This window comes from Acrocarpospora catenulata, assembly GCF_018476525.1.
Classification (GTDB): Bacteria; Actinomycetota; Actinomycetes; order Streptosporangiales; family Streptosporangiaceae; genus Acrocarpospora; species Acrocarpospora catenulata.
Genome location: NZ_JAHCST010000015.1, coordinates 187,528 through 203,962 on the forward strand (window position 1 = coordinate 187,528; position 16,435 = coordinate 203,962).

The window sequence follows — 16,435 nt, forward strand, 5'->3', positions numbered from 1 at the left end:
ACGCTCTCCCTCATGTCAGCAGCCGTTCCGGGCCCAGGTCGGAGATGTCGACGGGTGGCGGGGCGCCCTCGGCCAGGCGGCGCAGCGTCTCACCCCACAGGGGCCCGAAGGTGAACGCGTAGGTGCCGCCCGCGACCAGGAAGCCGGGCGCGCCCGGCACCTCGCCGATCAGCGGCATCTCGTCGGGGGTGGCCGCCAGCGGCCCCGCCCAGGCGCGGAGCAGGCGCAGCCGGGTCAGGAACGGCAGGATCCGTACGGCGAGCGCCACGTTGCCCAGCAGGCTGGCCGTGCTGGTGGCGCTCCTGCCGGCCAGGTCCAGGGTGCGGGCGGGCCAGCCGCCGCCGATCAGCACGTTCCCCGCGGTGACCTGCTTGACCGACAGGCCCTCGCCGATGTGCTGGACGAGGTGGGACATCACCGGCGGCACCCGGACGGTGGCGTGCATCTGGATCGCCACCGGCGTCATCCGCAGCCGGATCCCGGCCAGCGCGGCGACCTCGCCCAGCCACGGTCCCGCCACGTCGATCACCACCGGCGCCTCGACGGTGTGCGCGCCCGCGGTGACCCGCCAGATCCCGGCGTCCCTGGTGATCCCGCGGACCGGCGCGAAGGGGGTCACCTCGGCGCCGTACCTGATCGCGGCGGCCAGGTAGGCCGGGGTGACCTTCAGCGGGTTGGCGTACCCGTCCAGCTCGCACCAGCTGGCCGCGGCCACGGTCGGGCCGAGGAGGGGGAGCGCGGCCCGGGCGGCGTCGCCGTCCAGCACCTCCGTCTTGATCCCCGCGTCGGCCTCCCAGCGGTGCTTGTCGTGGAGTTCCCGGCACTGCCCGGGGGTCTCCGCGACGGTGAAGCCGCCGCCGCGGCGCAGCTCGACCGAGGTCTCCAGCTCCTCCTCCAGGCCGGCCCACAGGTCGCTGGCGGCGCGCTGCAGCGGCAGGAAGCGGGCGCTGTCCAGGGGCACCGCCTGGCCGGGGCGGCGGGTGTGCACGGCCTGCACGTGCAGGTTCCCCGCAGTGGTCCCGGAGCCCTCGCGGCCGGGCGCGCTCCGGTCGAAGACCCGGACCCGGTGCCCGGCGCGGGCGATCCGGTAGGCCGCGGCGGCGCCGAGCACCCCGGCGCCCACGACGATCACGTCGGCGGTCGCGCTCATGCCGGTCCGTCCGTTCCGGCGTCCTCCGCGGCGAGGTCGAGCAGTGTGGCGATCTCCACCGGCCGGACCGGGGTCCGCGCGGGGAACACAGGGGTCGCCGCGGCGGGCGCGGGCGCGGCCTCGCGGACCAGCCCGGCCACCGCGAAGCCGCACGCCCGGCCCTGGCAGGGCCCCATGCCCGCGCGGGTCCACGCCTTGGTGGCGTTCAGGTCGCCCGCGGCGGGACCGGCGGCCACGGCGCGGACCTCTCCCGCGGTGACCGCCTCGCACCGGCAGGCCATGGTGTGCTCGGGAAGCGCGGGCAGCAGCGTGGCGAGCAGGTCGGCGGGGCTGGGGTAGAGGGCCTCGGTGAGCGCGGCGAAACGGGCCAGGCGGCGGATCCGCCGGGCCGGGCGGGGGGCCGGTCGGCCGGTCAGCCGGGCGAGGATGTCGTCGGCCGCCGCGCGGCCCCTGGCGGTGGCCAGGTGGACGCCGCCGATCCCGGCCGCCTCGCCGGCCACATGGACGTCCTCCCGGGAGGTCCGCCCAGCGGGGTCGGTCACCGGGACCGCGTCGCCGGTGGCCGCGTCGGCGCGTACCGCGCAGCCGAGCAGGCGGACCAGGTCGGTCTGCGGGCGGAAGCCATACCCGACGCAGAGCGCGTCCACCTCGACGGTGCGGACCGGTACGGCGGGGCGCGCGGTGGCGGCCAGGGTCACCGCGGAGACGCGGTCGCCGCCGTCGGCGCGGAGCACCACCGTGCCCTGCCAGATCGGCACCCTGGCCCTGGCCAGGCGCGCGCCGTAGCCGGCGAGTTCGCGGAGCCGCGCCGGGTGGCGGACCGCGCCGAGCGCCCGCAGCCCCGCCCGGTACGGGGTGCCCGCTTCGGCGATGCCCGCCACCCGCACCCCGAGCGCCAGCAGCGTGCAGGCGACGGGGAGCAGGAAGGGCCCGGAACCGGCCAGCACCACCCGATCCCCGATCGGGGTGTGGTCGGCCGCGGCCAGGTGCTGGGCGAAACCCGGGGTGGTGACGCCGGGGAGCTGCCAGCCGGGGAACGGGATGGCGCGCTCGTAGGCACCGGTGGCCAGCAGCAGGTGGCGGCCGCGCAGCCGGACCGGCCGCCCGGCGGGGTCCGCCGCGAGCAGCGTGCGGCCGTCGTCGGCGACACCCCAGACCAGGTGGCCGGTGCGGCACTCCACGCCGGCCGCGCGCACCCGCTCGACGAGCCTGCGCCCCTCGGGGCGGTGGTCGCCCCAGAGCGCGGCCACCTCGGGCGCGGGGCGGCGGTAGTACTGCCCGCCCAGCTCGGCCTGTTCGTCCAGGACAGTCACGGTGAGCCCGGCTTGGGCCAGCCGCAGCGCGGCGGTCAGCCCGGCGGGGCCGCCGCCGACGACCAGGACGTCCCTTTCAACGATCATCGCGTGTCCCCGTGTCGACCCGCATGCCCGCCCGGACCCGGGTCAGGCAGGCGCGGACCGCCTCCCGGCCGTCCACGGTGACCTCGCACTCCAGGCAGACGCCCATGCCGCAGAACGGTCCGCGGGGCCCGCCGTCCACCGGGTTGCGGCGCAGCGTCCACCGCCCGTCGCCGACCAGCGCGGCGGCCAGGCTGACGCCCGCGGCGGCGGTGGTCCGGCGGCCGTCGACGGTGATCGTCACGCTGTTCGCCTTGGTGTTCGTCAGGGGGTTCATCGCGCGTCCCCGGTCAGGCCGGCGTCCCGCAGGATCGCGGCGATGGCCTCCAGCGTCGCCGGGTCCTCGATCGGGAGCAGCGGCGGCCGGACGTGCCCGCCCGGCTGGCCGAGCAGCCGCATGGCGGCCTTGAGCTGGGCGATCGGCGTGCCGTACACGGCGCTGTAGTCGGGGTTGATCAGACGTCCGGAGAGTGCGGTGTACCGGTCGGCCCAGCCGCGCGCGGTCACCGCGTCTGCGGCCGCGACGGCCTCGTAGTACGGCACCGCGAACGGCGCCCCGATGCCGCCCCCGTCGATGTTGCCGTCCCCGCCCAGCCCGAGCAGGACGGCCAGTCCCCGCCGGTGCAGGAAGCTGCCGAACACCCGGACCTGGTCGCTGACCGCCTCGACGGTGGCGAGCATGCGCAGCCAGTCGCCGGTGCTGTCCTTGATCGCGACCACGTTCTCCAGGTCGGCCAGCCGCCGGACCAGCCCGGGGTGGGCGGAGATGTCGGCCGCGACGCCGCGCGGCCAGTTGTAGACCATGAACGGCAGGTCGGTGGCCGAGCTGACCTCGCGGTAGAAGGCGAGGATCTCCTCGGGCCCCGGGTGGACGTACGGCGGCGGGGTGGCGAGCACCCCGTCGGCGCCTGCCGCCGCGGCGTGCCTGGCCAGGTCGGCCGCCTCCGCCGCGGTGTACGCGCTGACCCCGATCACCACCGGAATCCGCCCGGAGAGCTCGGACACCGCGATCTCGGCGACCCGGCGGCGCTCGTCCGGGGTCTGGCTGAACCACTCGCCGGTGCTCCCGTTCATCAGAACCCCGTGCACCCCCTGCTCGGCGTAGAGCCGGACCAGCGCGCGCAACGCCGCCTCGTCCACCGCGCCTTCCGCCGTGAAGGGCGTGGGAGCGGCAGGCCAGTAGCCGTGCCAGGTGACGTCGTCGCGGTCCATGGGTCTCTGTCTCCTGAGGTCCTGTTGCTCCGCACTGAGGTCCAGCTGCTTCGCACCTTCGTGGGATCGGTTGCATAAGGTTGCGCCAACGATCATGTTGCGGTCAAGCAAGAAACATGGTTTTTACCGGGGTCATTTCCCCGAAATGCCTCTCGAGAGGACTGTCGGCCTGCAATGATCACGCGCTAACATGGGATCGATCTCATGCAAGGAGCAGGATGGCCATCACCCTCAAGGACGTCGCCGGCGCGGCGGGCGTGTCCCGGAGCACGGCCTCCCGCGCGTTGAGCGGGTCCGCGCTGATCTCCCCGGAGACCCGGGCCGCCGTCGAGGAGGCCGCCGCGCGGCTCGGCTACCGGCCCAACCGGGTCGCCAGCGCGCTGCGCTCCCGGCAGTCCCGGCTGATCGGCCTGATCCTGAACAACCTGATCAACGCGTCCTTCCACACCATCGCCGAGGTGGTGCAGCATCGCGCCGCCGCCGAGAACTACCAGGTCATGCTCTGCATCACCGACGCCGACCCCAAGCGCGAGGAGTCCTTCCTGCGCACCCTGGCCGGTTACGGGGTGGACGGTTTAGTCATGATCGGCAGCGGCAAGAACGCCGCGGTCATCAACGCCCTGCTCGGCGAGGGCATCGGCGTGGTGAACGTGATCCGCGCCGCCGCCGAGTGCGCCGCCCCCTCGGTGCTCGCCGCCGACCGCGAGGGCGCGCACGCCGCCACCGAGCACCTGATCGACCTCGGGCACCGGCGGATCGCCTTCATCGGCGGCGAACTGACCGCAAACTCGGGGCGGGAACGGTTCACCGGTTACGAGCAGGCCCTCCGCGAGCACGGCATCCCGTTCGACGAGGCCCTCGTCGAACGCGGCCCCTTCGACCCAGCCTTCGGCGCCGCGGCCGTCACCCGCCTGCTGTCCCGCCGCCCGACCGCCCTGTTCATCGCCAACCACGAGGCCGTGTTCGGCGCGCTGCCCACCCTCGCCACGGCCGGGGTGGCCGTGCCGGGCGAGCTCTCGCTCATCTGCTACGAGGACATCCCCTGGCTGCACTGGTGGCAGCCGCCGGTCACCGTGGTCGACAACGGCGCGCGGGAGCTCGGCGAACTCGCCGTCGACCTGCTGCTCCAGCAGATCGAGAACCGCGCCCCGAACCCGGCCAGGTCCGCGCGCGGCCGTACCTACCGGGTGGGCGCCCAGCTGGTCACCCGCGCCTCGTGCGCGCCGCCCCGGGCGGACTGAACCGGCCTCACCCGCCCGCCGGGGCGGCTTCTACCGGCAGCGTGATGGTGACGGTCAGGCCGCCGTCGGTGTTCGGTGCCGCGGTGACCGTGCCGCCGTGTGCGTGCACGATGGACCTGACGATGGCGAGGCCCAGGCCGGTCGATCGGACGCCCGCGGTGCGGTGGGGTGCCAGGCGTTGGAAGGGCTCGAACAGCCGGTCGACCTCTGCCGGGGGGATGGGGTCGCCGCTGTTGCGTACCGTGACCGCGGCTTCGCGGGCGTCGTGGGTGGTGATCACGTCGATCCAGCCGCCTGGCTGGTTGTGGCGGATGGCGTTGTCCACCAGGTTGCTGACCAGGCGGTCCAGTAGGGCCGGGTCGCCGTTGACGGGGGCCGGGCGCAGGTCGGTGGTGATGGTCAGGTCGAGGCGGTCGGCTTCGGCGTCCGCCTCGCTCAGGGCTGTGGCCGCGGCGAGGGCCAGGTCGTGGGGCTCGCCGGCGATGACGCCGCTGTCGCTGCGGGCCAGGGCCAGCAGGCCGTCCAGCAGGCGTTCGGCGCGGCCGGTGGCGGTGAGTACGCGGCGGGCCATGGCCTGCCACTGCTCGGGGGTGCTGTGGCGTTTGGCCAGCTGGACTTCGGCGCCGGTGCGGACGATCGCCAGGGGGGTGCGGAGTTCGTGCGCGGCGTCGGCGACGAACCTGCGCTGGCTGTTGAAGGAGGCTTCCAGGCGGGTCACCATCTCGTCGAAGGTGTCGGCCAGCTCCTTGAGCTCGTCCCGCGGTCCGGTGAGCGCGACGCGTTCGTGCAGCCGGTCCTGGGAGATCCGCCGGGTGGTGGCGGTCAGCGTGCGCAGCGGCCGGAGCATACGGCCGGCGACGACCCAGGAGACACCGAGCCCCGCCATGGCGCTCACGGCCAGCCCGATCGCCGAGGTTCCCGCGGTGTTCAGCAGCGTGTCGGCGCGCAACTGGGCGATCTTGGCCTCCTGCGCCAGGACACTCCTGATCTTCTCCTCCTTCTCGTCCATCGGCCCCATGCCTACTCGGGACGGAGCGGTGGCCGCGGCCGCCATCTCGGACACCTCTGCCGGAGTCGGGCCGTCGATGTCGGTGTAAAGGCTCTGGTACAGCAGCGCGTAGTTGAGCGCGAGGAGCGCGGCGCAGGTCGCCACGAACACGACCGTGTACACGAGGGTCAGCCGCAGCCGGATAGACGGGTGCCTGCCGCGCCTCACAGCCGGTACCCCGCCCCGACGACCGTCTCGATGAGCGGCGGGTCGCCCAGCTTGCGTCGCAGCCGGGCGATGGTGACCCGCACGGTGGCGGTGAACGGGTCCGCGTGCTCGTCCCAGGCCCGCTCCAGCAGGTCCTCGGCGCTGACCACGACGCCGTCGGCGCCCATCAGGATCTCCAGCACGGCCATCTCCTTCGTGGTCAGTGAGATGACGCGGCCGTCGCGGGTGACGACGCGACGCGCGGTGTCGAAGGTCAGCCCGGCGCGCCGCAGGACCCGTGGCGCGTTGTTGGCCCTGCGGGCCAGCGCGCGGATCCGCAACACCAGCTCGGCGAAGACGAACGGCTTGGGCAGGTAGTCGTCGGCGCCGAGACTCAGGCCGGCGACCCGGTCCGCCGCCTCACCGGCCGCGGTGAGCATGAGAATCCGGGCGTCGGCGCCGCCCGTGGCCAGCGCGGTGCACACCTGGTCGCCGTGGACGAGCGGCAGGTCACGGTCGAGCACGACCACGTCGTACCGGTTCGAGCCGGCCTTGTGCAGGCCGTCGAGCCCGTCGGCCGCCAGGTCGACGGCGATGCCCTGATCGCGCAGCCCGTCGGCGACCTGTTCGGCGAGCAGGACCTCGTCTTCGATCAGCAGCACTCGCACCCGCGCTTCCTCCCTGACCGGACAGTCTCCGCGATCCGGCATTACAGCGGTGTAACAGGCGCTGCAACAGTGGCGTTTCCGGCGTCCTGCTCCACTGGGCCCGATCGAACCAGAGGAGAACGCCGATGAGAACGAGATTGCTGGTCGTCTGCCTGTTACCGCTCCTGCTGGCCACGGCGGTGGCCTGCGCGGAGTCGCCCGGCGGCGGGGAGGTGGCCTCGGTGGACGGCTCCGCCGCGCCGAGCGCGACGCCGAGCCTCAGCCGGTTGGCCCAACTGATCAAGTACTCCCAGTGCATGCGGGGGAAGGGAGTGCCGATGGCCGACCCGCAGGTCGACGGCGACCTCGTCAGGGAAGGGAAGGTCGAGGGAGACGCCGACAAGGACAAGGTGGACGCGGCGAAGGAGGCGTGCAAGCAGTACCGACCCCCTCAGGAGGGTGGCCCGGTGATGGCCCTGAAGCAGGACTTGGCGCGTCGGTTCGCGCGGTGCATGCGGGAGCACGGGGTGGAGGAGTACCCCGACCCGAACCCGGACGGACCTACCCGGGGCGGGGCGGAGCGGGAGGACCCGCAGTACCCCGAGGCGAAGCAGACCTGCGACGCGCAGATCGACGCGGCGTTCGCGTCGTCGCGCCCGAGTCCGTCATGAGCGACGCGGCTCCCATGAGCGACGCGGCTCCCATGAGCGACGCGGCTTCCATGAGCGACACCGCGAGCGACCTCGTGAGTGACACCGTGGCGGTGGGCCGGGGCGCCGTTCGTCGGCGGCGGCGCGGCCGGGCCGCCGCGGGGGTCGGTGCGGTCGTGCTGGTGGCCGGGGCGGCGGTCGCTGCCGGAGTCGGGTTCGGCGGGGGCGGCGCGGATACGCCGGCCGTGGCGGATCTTCCGCCGGGCACCGCCGAGGTGACCCGGCAGACGATGCTGGACACCGACGAGGTGTCCGGCGATCTGGGCTACGGCGCCACCACCACGCTGGCCGGCCGGGTCACGGGTGTCGTCACCGAGGCACCGCTGCCCGGCGACGTCATCCGCCGCGGCCGGCCGATCTATCGGGTGGACAACAGGCCGGTGGTGCTGATGTACGGCCAGGTCGCCGCGTACCGGACGCTCGCTCCGGGCGCCACCGGCGCGGACGTACGGCAGCTCGAACGCAATCTGAAGGCCCTCGGCTATGGCGGGTTCACGGTGGACGGCAAGTACACGGCGCTCACCGCGAACGCGGTTCGGCGATGGCAGAAGCAGCTGCGCCTGCCGCAGACCGGCCTGGTCGAGCAGGGCCGGGTGGTGTTCGCCCCGGGCCGGATCCGGATCGACACGGTCACGGCCGGGGTGAACCAGTCCACCGGCGGCGGGCAGGAGGTGCTGCGCTACACCGGGACGAGCCGCCAGGTGACGGCCCGGCTCGAGGTGTCCAGGCAAGCGCTGGCCCGTACGGGAACCAAGGTGCGGGTTCAGCTGCCCAACGGGCAGGACGTCACCGGCCGGGTGGCCCGGATCCACACGGTGGTCGAGCCGTCCGCCGACCCGGGCGGCCGGCCGGAGACCTGGATCGAGGCCGTCGTCCCGTTGGGCAGACCCAAGGCGGCGGCGGGGATCGAGGCCGCCGTGGTCACCGTGGTCTTCACCGCGGCCGAGCGCGCGGACGTGCTCACCGTGCCCGTCGCGGCGCTGGTGGCATTGGCCGAGGGCGGCTACGGCGTCGAGGTCGTCGAGGGGTCCACCACGCGTTACGTCAAGGTGGCGACCGGCCTGTTCGCGAACGGCAGGGTCGAGGTCACCGGCGACGGACTGCGCGCGGGCCTGACCGTGGGGATGCCGCGATGATCGAGTTGACCGAGGTGACGAAGGTGTACCCGGGTGACATCCACGCGCTCGCCGGCGTCACCCTGACGGTCGGCGCCGGTGAGCTGGTCGCGGTGGTCGGCCCGTCCGGTTCCGGCAAGTCCACCATGCTGCACATGCTGGGCACGCTCGACCGGCCCACCTCCGGGCGGGTGGCCGTCGACGGCCACGACGTGTCGCTGCTGTCGGACCGCCGGCTGTCGGCCCTGCGCGCGAGCCGGATCGGCTTCGTGTTCCAGCAGTTCCACCTGGCCGCCGGCGTACCGGCGCTGGACAACGTGGCCGACGGCCTGCTCTACGCGGGCGTGCCGTTGAAGGAGCGCAGGCGGCGGGCGGAGGCCGCGTTGGCCCGGGTCGGGCTGGGGCATCGGCTCGACCACGAGCCGCACGAACTGTCCGGCGGTGAGCGGCAGCGGGTCGCGATCGCCCGGGCGGTGGTCGGCGGTCCGGCACTGCTGCTCGCCGACGAGCCGACCGGCAACCTCGACTCCACCTCCGGGCAGGGCGTCCTGGCCGTGCTGCGGGAACTGCACGCCGCCGGTACCACGGTGGTGGTCATCACCCACGACCACGAGCTCGCCGCGGGCCTCGACCGGCAGGTGCACATGCGCGACGGCCGGTTGGTCGCGGGGAGGTCCCGATGGTGACCACGCCACCGGCCCGGCGCCGGCTCACGCCCGCCCGGATGGCGCCGCGTGACGTGGCCCGGGTCGGCGCGGCCGGGCTGCGCACCCGGCCCACCCGGGCGCTGCTCGCCGCGCTGGGCATCGCGATCGGCATCGCCGCGATGGTGGCGGTGGTGGGCATCTCGTCCTCCTCCCGCGAACAGCTCGACCGCCGGCTCGCCGCGCTCGGCACGAACCTGCTCACGGTCGCTCCGGGACGGAACACGCAGGGCCAGGACGCGAAGCTGCCCCCCGAAGCGGAAGCGATGATCTCGCGGATCGGCCCGGTCACCGCCGTCTCGGCGACCGGGGCGATCCGCTACGTCCGGGTGTACCGCTCGGACCGGATCCCCAGGGTGGAGACCAACGGGCTGACCGTACTCGCGGCCAGGACCAGCCTGCCGCCGACCATCGGTGCGAGCCTGCGCCGCGGCGCCTGGCTGAACGGCCGCACCGGCCGGTACCCGGCCGCGGTGCTCGGCGCGTTGGCGGCGGAGCGGCTCGGCATCGGCAGGCCCAGCCCGCAGGTGGCGATCCTGGTCGGCGGCGAACGGTTCACGGTGATCGGCGTGCTCGACGAGGTCGCGCTCGCGCCCGAGCTGGACACGGCCGTCCTGATCGGCTGGGAGGTCGCGGCGGACCTGTTCCGTTTCGACGGGCGTGCGACCACCGTCTACACCCGATCACGGGACAGCCGGGTCGAGGCGGTGCACGCCGTGCTCGCCGCCACCGCCAACCCGGAGTCGCCCGGTGAGGTGGACGTGTCGCGTCCCTCGGACGTGCTGGCCGCGCGGCGGGCGGCCGACCTCGCCCTGAACGGGCTGTTGCTGGGCTTGGGCGGGGTGGCGCTGCTGGTGGGCGGCGTCGGGGTGGCCAACACGATGGTGATCTCGGTGCTGGAACGCCGGGCCGAGATCGGGCTCCGCCGTTCGCTCGGCGCCACCCGAGGACAGATCCGGACGCAGTTCCTCGCCGAGGCGCTCCTGCTGTCCACGCTCGGCGGCGTCGGCGGGGTACTCCTGGGCATCGCCGTCACCGGCGGATACGCCACCTACCAGGACTGGCCGACCGTCGTACCGGCGTGGGCCACCGCGGGCGCTCTCGGCGCCACCCTGCTCATCGGGGGCGTCGCCGGGCTCTACCCGGCCATCCGGGCGGCACGGCTGTCCCCGACCGAAGCGCTGGCCGTCACCGGCTAGCGCAGGCGTACCACCAGGACGACGGTCATGGCGATGGCGAACACGAACACCAGAATGCCGAAGAACCTGACCCCGAAAAGACCTTCCAGGGTGTTGCGGACGCGGTTCAGCCGGCGAGGTTTCTCGTCGTCCTGGTCGTCGTCCTGGTCGTCAGTTTGTTCGTCGGTCTGCGTGGGTTCGGTGGCCGGAGTGGCCATCCGGCTGAGCCGGTCGTCGATGGCGATCCCTGTGGGGGTGCCTTCGAGTCCCTGACGGCGGACGTCGTCCATGACGATCGCCGTCAGGAGCACGCTGCTACTTCTGGGCGGCGCCTCCAGCACGGCGGCGGCGCGGAAATCCTCGGGAATCTCGCTGACCTGGCGCAGAATCGTTTCCAGGCCTTCCGGCCGTGGGGGCGAGCCGAGACAGGCATTGATGACGTTCCGGTAGTACCTGATGCGTTCCTCTCCGCTTGCGATGAAGCGGATGGGTCTCAGCAGGTAATTGGATTGACCGACGATGTCGATCATGTTGCTCTTCTCTTGGAAGAGTCGCCTGATGATCTCGTCTACGGCGATTCGCGTGGGCACCTCGGATTGCAGCTCGTAGGCGGCCTCCATCAGTTTCTCGTCGGCCATCTCGCTCAGCATGCTCTGCAGCTGTTTCCTGCCGGAAAAATCCGCGACGAGCAGCTTGGCCGCGGGTGAGAGCTGGTCGCCGGGGAGCAGCGCCAGCTCCTCGCACACGAGCTGGCGCAGATTGAGCGTGGGACGTCGCTCCTTGTCCTCCGGCAGGATGACTTCCATGATGTCGCCGGTCTGTACGGGCGCTGTGAACAGCAGGTTCACCAGACTGGGAACGAAGCTCTGCAGTTCGGGGAGGTTGAGCCGATAGCTCTGGAAGCGCAGGCGGCTCGTCCGGACCAATTGCCGGCAGCTCAGGCGGTCGGGGTCCGGGATCCCCGCGTCGGCCAGTTCCCGGAGTCGCAGGATCAGCTGACCGAGCCGTGGCCTGTCCCAGCGCCGGAAGGCGTCGAGCACGTCCTCCAGCAGCTGAACAGGTGATTTGGCCGACATCGTGTGCTGGTCGCGAACTGCCGGTTCCAGAGGCTTGGGTAGCGGCTGGGGTCTGGGTTTCGGCTGGGGTTCGGGCAGCGGTTCGCGGAGCAACGAGAGAGCCGACCTGCAGTCCTCGGGCTTTTCGAAACTCCTTGGCTCGATCTGTCCGGCCAGGAAGCCGATCAGATTCGTCATGGCCTGGCCCTGATAGCCCCGGAGTGTCTCCTCGTACTGCATGACGTAGGAGCGGATGCGTTCGCTGCCCGGCACGTCATGGACGCGTGCCGACCCGTCCGGGCGCCACTGGAGTTTGAACGTGCTGTCCGGCGGCGCCACCTCGGCGAACGAGAGCCGGATGCGGTGCCTGGTCGAACTGCTGGTCCAGGTCGAGACTGCCAGCTCCCGGCGGAACCCGTACGGGAGAAGCGCGGCGGCGGCGTCCAGGAAGTCGAGCCGCTCCCGGAAGTCGAGATGGTCGGCGCCGACGACGCAGACGTGCTCGCCGGTCAGCAGCAGGGCCGCGGCCGCCCGCGCGATGTCGGTGACCTTGCCGGCGAGATAGGCCGCGTCGTAGCCGGCGACCTCCAGGATGACCGGCTGTGGTCCTGGCAGGCCGCCCCTTTTGTTCAGGGCGTCGTACAGTGCCCGGTAGGAGACCCTGGATGCGGGCAGTTCCCGCCAGGGAACGCAGACGAACTCGGTGATGGCGAAAATGCGCCCGAGACCGTCGCGGGAATCCGATTCCGACTGCCGGGACAGGCCCACCCAGGATTGCCCGTCGGCGCCGGTGAAATAGCTCGTGCCGACTTTGGTCTGCTCGTGGGCCTCCATCGTCCCGGATTTGAAGAGATCGATGATCCGGGTGAAGTCCGAGCGGGCGAGCGGCTCATGACTCGAGTCGATGACGGCATATTCCTCCCAGCTGCGGTCGAGCTTTCCGTGGATCGCCCACTGGGCTCTGACCGTGCTCATCTCTCGCGGCCCATGGTCTTCGGATAGAGCATCCGGCCGAGCCAGATCACCGGCTCCATGATGTTGATCGGATGAACCGCCCCCCGAATCTTCTGGTCCTGGCCGGGGACGTCGATGATGTTCGACGGGTCATCCGGGTCGAAACCCTTGTCCGGGTCCGCGTACATGCCGATGGAGGAGGTCACGAAGTACTTGATCCGGCTTTCGTGGAACGATGCCTCAAGGAGGCGCATGATGATCCCGGCGTTCTGGTCGAGGTCTCTGGCGAGTACTTCCCGGAAGAAGTCACGCGCCTGGTCGTCGGGGACCCTGGGCAGCTCCAGCCCGTGGTCGGTGTACTCCTCCGCCAGCCGCAGGATGTTCGGCTCGTCGTACTTGGTGATGCAGACGGCGATGTAGTGGGGAAGCTTGCCGTCGAGATACTTGTCGTCCCCGAGCATCTGGCTCTCGACCTCCCGTAGCGCCACGTCCAGATTCTTGAAGGCGTCGCTGATCTGGCCCCTCCGGTCCGGATCGAACAGATAGATCAGGCCCCGGCTCTTGACGAGGCTCTTGATCAGCTCCTCCTTGGACACCGAATACTCGGACTTCCCGAAGAGTCCACCGGGGCCGTCGAGAAAGCTGAACGTGATCTTCGGCGCGCGGGCCGGGTGGCGCTTCCACGGTGCCCACCAGACCCGCCGCCCGCGCGTCGGCGGCCCGATGACCAACCAGTTGTAGCTGGTGAGAACATCGGTCGGCCGGGGGAAGATGCGATGCTCCAGGAGATTCGTCCTGAGCCGGGTGAGTTCCGAGTTCGACACGTCGTCGGCGCCGATGATCCGCCACCCCTCGTTCGCTCCCTCGGCCCTGTTCAACGCGACGCTCAGTGAGGCGAGAAAGGCGGTCTTGCCGCTGCCCACCCCGCCCCACATCGCGATGTCAGGCTCGTGCGGAGTGGGGTTCGGCGAAGGGAGAGCCATGGGCTTGTCTCATTTCAGGTGATGAGGGGAAGGGAGAGCGGGGCCGACGACGGCGGCAGCACCCCGAGCCTGATCGCGAGGTCCTCGTCGGCGGGCACGGCGGCCGACCAGAGCGCGGCCGAGCCGAGCCGCCGCCAGGCCGGTGGCGCGTGCCGCGGCTCGCCGTCCCAGATCGCACCCGTTCTGAGGCCGTGGTTCTGTTCCAGGCCCCGGAGCAGCTGTTGCCAGTCGTACCGGTTCGGGCAGGGAAGCACGCGGCTGGTGTCGGAGCGCGGGGGATGGGGCGGCCGGGCGCCCACGGTGAGCAGGACCGTCCCGGTGGCCTGCGTGCCCGGCCGTAACCGTGCGTCCACCTCGGCGAGCATGTCCTCGACCTGCGCGCCGACCGGGTACTGCGACGGTTCGGCGTCGAGCGACCGGAGGGCGTCCAGGGCCTGGATGGGGGAGGCGGCCCAGACGGCGACCTCCGGCGCGCTCCGGTCGGGGTAACGGTTGCCGAAGACGTGGCCGCCGTAGGCGATGACGGACACCTCCACCCGCCGGGGATCCGGATGGATGTCGGCGAGCAGCTCGATCAGCTCGCCGGCGCGCTCCTGTCTGGCTCCCACCTCCTCCTCGGTTCCGGTCACCTCGACGGCGCAGATGAGATGCACCGGGGGAGGCGGCGGCGCGAGCCGTACCGGCAGGGCGGCGACGATCTCGGACCAGGGCCGGTCGTCGGCCCGCAGGCCGGGGATGCCGGGGAAGCGCACCACGCCCGGCCGTTCCAGGACCGCCTTGATGCGATGGCGGCCCGGGGGGAGCGGCGCGTGGTGCAGCGAGACCAGGGCGGAGGGCTGCACGGGAGTGGCCCAGGCGGAGATGGCGATCAGGACCCCGGACGGGTCGGTGACGGTCACCGTTTCGTCGGCGGGCTCGCCCGGGACGGAACCCTTGGCGAAGAGCCGCCGTCCGACCAGTTCCAGCGTGCCGTCGTGGGCCCGCTCCCGGACCACGACCAGGTCGTACGCCTGCCGCAGCGGGGTTTCGGCGACCAGGTCGCGGAGCAGCCCTTCGATCTTGACCCCGGTCACCTCGATCACCTGGGCGCCGACGCTGTGCTCCCTGATCACGCGGCCGGCCGCCTCCTGCTCGCGGCCGGAGCCCGATCGGATGACCAGGACGGATTCGACGACGCTCCCGCGCAGCGACTCCCGGAGGGCCTGGTCCAGCAGGTCCCGCCCGGACCTCAGTTCGGCCCAGGTCAGCCGGCTCAGGCGGGACACCTGAGGGGTGCCGGCTTCGTCAAGGTGCAGCTTGAAGAGCTTGATTCCCGGGTCGGCGATTCCGGCTATGACAACGGGCGCGTCAAAAGAGGCGATCAGTGTTGCGAGTTGACCCCGAAGCTCGCTTTCGGAGACATTACCCAATGATTCCCAACCCAATCCGGACCATAATTCGCCTCCGAAACTCGCTCGCGCGCGTAAGTGACGGCCGGTGGAAACCCAGGAGGAATGATTTGTCTGTTTTGTGCCGATATGCGGGTGCGGCATAGGCGGTGTTCCCATGTCCGCCCAGGCAGACTACGGGAGGCGGTCGGCCGAGGCAATCCCTCTATATATCTGTAATTCGGATTGCCGTGTCCTGTTGTGGTCTACCGGGTTACGTATGGGTTAGCGTAATGGAGCACCGTTCGGCAGTTCCCCGAGAGAAGGTCACATGCTAGGTCGGTGGTTGATCGTTTTATCGGGGGCTCGACAGGACATCCTTGATCAATGTCAAAGTGAGCGTGCCAAGTTCCAGGGACTTGGCGGGGCTATCCTCACCACGTCCGGCATTGCCGTCCTATCCATGACATTCGCGCTGGCCTCCGCTCTGAAAGTATTTCTCCCCCTCGCCGTCCTGGCCGGTCTGGCCTGGGGCGTGGCCATCCTGAGCCTGGACCGGTGGCTGGTGGCCTCGCTTCCGCCGCACGGTGGCCGGCGATTCTGGCTGGCCCTGCCCCGGATCCTGCTCGCCCTGCTGCTGGGTGCGGTGATCTCCACCCCCCTGGTTCTCCAGATCTTCAAACCGGAGATCGACGCCCAGATCGTGCAAATCCAACGGGAGCGCGGAGACGCATTCGTGCTCGCCCAGCAGTCCGGCGGGATAGGGCAGCGGATCGCCGAACTAGAGAAATCCGCCGCCGACCTGCAAAACGTGATCGACTCCGGCGGTAAGACGCCGCTTGACCCCGCCAATGACCCCAGGATGAAGGAGTTGGTCGAGGCGCGGAAGGAGGCCCAGGCCCAGCAGGACAAGTTCTACCAGGAATGGCAGTGCCAGCTCTACGGCGGGGCGAACTGCCTCAAACCGGGCTCCGGGCCGCTCGCCAGGAAAGCCAAGGAGAATCTTGACGCGGCCCAGAAGAAGGTAAGGGACATCGACAAAGACATCGCGAAGCGGCGGGAGGAACTCGCCGCCACCGACGCGTCCGGGCAGGCGAGCCGATTGGCGCAGGCGACCGAGGACCTCAATGCCGTACGGTCCCAGCTCGCCACCCTGAACGAGCAGCAGAACGCGATGCGGGACAAGTACATCAATGAAAACGTCGATTCCGACGGTCTGCTGCTGCGCCTCGACGCGCTCAACGAGGTGTCCAAGAACAACACCAGCCTCAACGCCGCGCGCGCCCTGCTTTTCCTGTTCTTCATGCTCATCGAGTGCCTCCCGGTCATGGTCAAGCTCATGCAGCGGGCGGGCATGTACGACAGGATCCTGGCCGCGAAGGAGAAGCAGGAGATGGAAGCGGCCATCAAGGACATCCGCGCCGCGTCCCGGCGCCGCCCCCAGCCGTCGCCCAGCCCCACCCGCTCGTACGCCGCCGACCAACCCCCCACCGAAGAGTTCCGTCCGCCGCCCAGCCCGCCCCCACC

General features: G+C 71.3%; 15 protein-coding genes. 6 read left to right on the forward strand and 9 right to left on the reverse strand.

Going from position 1 to position 16,435, the window contains the following annotated elements; translation table 11 throughout:
* Positions 1 to 10 precede the first annotated feature (10 nt).
* Genes KIP79_RS18565 through KIP79_RS18580 form a run of 4 tightly spaced genes read right to left on the reverse strand, consistent with a single transcriptional unit; the run spans position 11 to position 3,759 of the window.
* Positions 11 to 1,150: an NAD(P)/FAD-dependent oxidoreductase gene (locus tag KIP79_RS18565; protein WP_214106081.1), complete on the reverse strand. Its 1,140-nt coding sequence runs from the start codon at positions 1,148 to 1,150 to the stop codon at positions 11 to 13.
* On the reverse strand, positions 1,147 to 2,550 hold the full coding sequence (locus KIP79_RS18570) for an NAD(P)/FAD-dependent oxidoreductase (RefSeq protein WP_214106082.1): 1,404 nt from the start codon (positions 2,548 to 2,550) through the stop codon (positions 1,147 to 1,149). Before KIP79_RS18570 ends, KIP79_RS18565 begins: the two co-directional genes overlap by 4 nt.
* On the reverse strand, positions 2,540 to 2,824 hold the full coding sequence (locus KIP79_RS18575) for a 2Fe-2S iron-sulfur cluster-binding protein (protein ID WP_214106083.1): 285 nt from the start codon (positions 2,822 to 2,824) through the stop codon (positions 2,540 to 2,542). Before KIP79_RS18575 ends, KIP79_RS18570 begins: the two co-directional genes overlap by 11 nt.
* The gene (locus KIP79_RS18580) at positions 2,821 to 3,759 is read right to left on the reverse strand and encodes a dihydrodipicolinate synthase family protein (RefSeq protein WP_214106084.1); all 939 of its coding nucleotides are present in this window, start codon (positions 3,757 to 3,759) and stop codon (positions 2,821 to 2,823) included. Before KIP79_RS18580 ends, KIP79_RS18575 begins: the two co-directional genes overlap by 4 nt.
* A gap of 218 nt (positions 3,760 to 3,977) precedes the next feature.
* Between KIP79_RS18580 and KIP79_RS18585 the strand changes: the two genes are divergently transcribed.
* On the forward strand, positions 3,978 to 5,000 hold the full coding sequence (locus KIP79_RS18585; RefSeq protein WP_214106085.1) for a LacI family DNA-binding transcriptional regulator: 1,023 nt from the start codon (positions 3,978 to 3,980) through the stop codon (positions 4,998 to 5,000).
* Between the two features lie 7 nt (positions 5,001 to 5,007).
* Here KIP79_RS18585 and KIP79_RS18590 read toward each other — a convergent pair whose 3' ends face one another.
* On the reverse strand, positions 5,008 to 6,216 hold the full coding sequence (locus KIP79_RS18590) for a sensor histidine kinase (RefSeq protein WP_214106086.1): 1,209 nt from the start codon (positions 6,214 to 6,216) through the stop codon (positions 5,008 to 5,010).
* Positions 6,213 to 6,863, reverse strand: coding sequence for a response regulator transcription factor (locus KIP79_RS18595; protein ID WP_214106087.1), 651 nt, complete (start codon positions 6,861 to 6,863; stop codon positions 6,213 to 6,215). Before KIP79_RS18595 ends, KIP79_RS18590 begins: the two co-directional genes overlap by 4 nt.
* 125 nt (positions 6,864 to 6,988) lie before the next feature.
* Between KIP79_RS18595 and KIP79_RS18600 the strand changes: the two genes are divergently transcribed.
* From KIP79_RS18600 to KIP79_RS18615, 4 genes are read left to right on the forward strand one after another with little or no spacing between them, the layout of a single operon-like run.
* A complete protein-coding gene (locus KIP79_RS18600) occupies positions 6,989 to 7,513 on the forward strand; it encodes a hypothetical protein (RefSeq protein WP_214106088.1) in 525 nt (174 codons plus the stop codon).
* Positions 7,514 to 7,563: 50 nt separating this feature from the next.
* Positions 7,564 to 8,688, forward strand: coding sequence for a peptidoglycan-binding protein (locus KIP79_RS18605; RefSeq protein ID WP_214106089.1), 1,125 nt, complete (start codon positions 7,564 to 7,566; stop codon positions 8,686 to 8,688).
* On the forward strand, positions 8,685 to 9,353 hold the full coding sequence (locus KIP79_RS18610; RefSeq protein WP_214106090.1) for an ABC transporter ATP-binding protein: 669 nt from the start codon (positions 8,685 to 8,687) through the stop codon (positions 9,351 to 9,353). The genes KIP79_RS18605 and KIP79_RS18610 overlap by 4 nt, the downstream gene beginning before the upstream one ends.
* The gene (locus KIP79_RS18615) at positions 9,347 to 10,570 is read left to right on the forward strand and encodes an ABC transporter permease (RefSeq protein ID WP_250213413.1); all 1,224 of its coding nucleotides are present in this window, start codon (positions 9,347 to 9,349) and stop codon (positions 10,568 to 10,570) included. The genes KIP79_RS18610 and KIP79_RS18615 overlap by 7 nt, the downstream gene beginning before the upstream one ends.
* Here the strand turns inward: KIP79_RS18615 and KIP79_RS18620 are convergent.
* Genes KIP79_RS18620 through KIP79_RS18630 form a run of 3 tightly spaced genes read right to left on the reverse strand, consistent with a single transcriptional unit; the run spans position 10,567 to position 14,806 of the window.
* Positions 10,567 to 12,579, reverse strand: a complete 2,013-nt coding sequence (locus tag KIP79_RS18620; protein ID WP_214106091.1) for a hypothetical protein — start codon at positions 12,577 to 12,579, stop codon at positions 10,567 to 10,569. The two genes, KIP79_RS18615 and KIP79_RS18620, sit on opposite strands and share 4 nt — an antisense overlap.
* Positions 12,576 to 13,541 (reverse strand): hypothetical protein, encoded by a 966-nt coding sequence (locus KIP79_RS18625; RefSeq protein ID WP_214106092.1) that lies wholly within the window; start codon positions 13,539 to 13,541, stop codon positions 12,576 to 12,578. Before KIP79_RS18625 ends, KIP79_RS18620 begins: the two co-directional genes overlap by 4 nt.
* Positions 13,542 to 13,555: 14 nt before the next feature.
* Complete coding sequence (locus KIP79_RS18630) at positions 13,556 to 14,806, reverse strand: hypothetical protein (protein WP_214106093.1); 1,251 nt, start codon at positions 14,804 to 14,806, stop codon at positions 13,556 to 13,558.
* A gap of 433 nt (positions 14,807 to 15,239) precedes the next feature.
* Between KIP79_RS18630 and KIP79_RS18635 the strand changes: the two genes are divergently transcribed.
* A partial coding sequence (locus KIP79_RS18635) for a DUF4407 domain-containing protein (protein WP_250213414.1) occupies positions 15,240 to 16,435 on the forward strand: 1,196 nt, incomplete at its 3' end.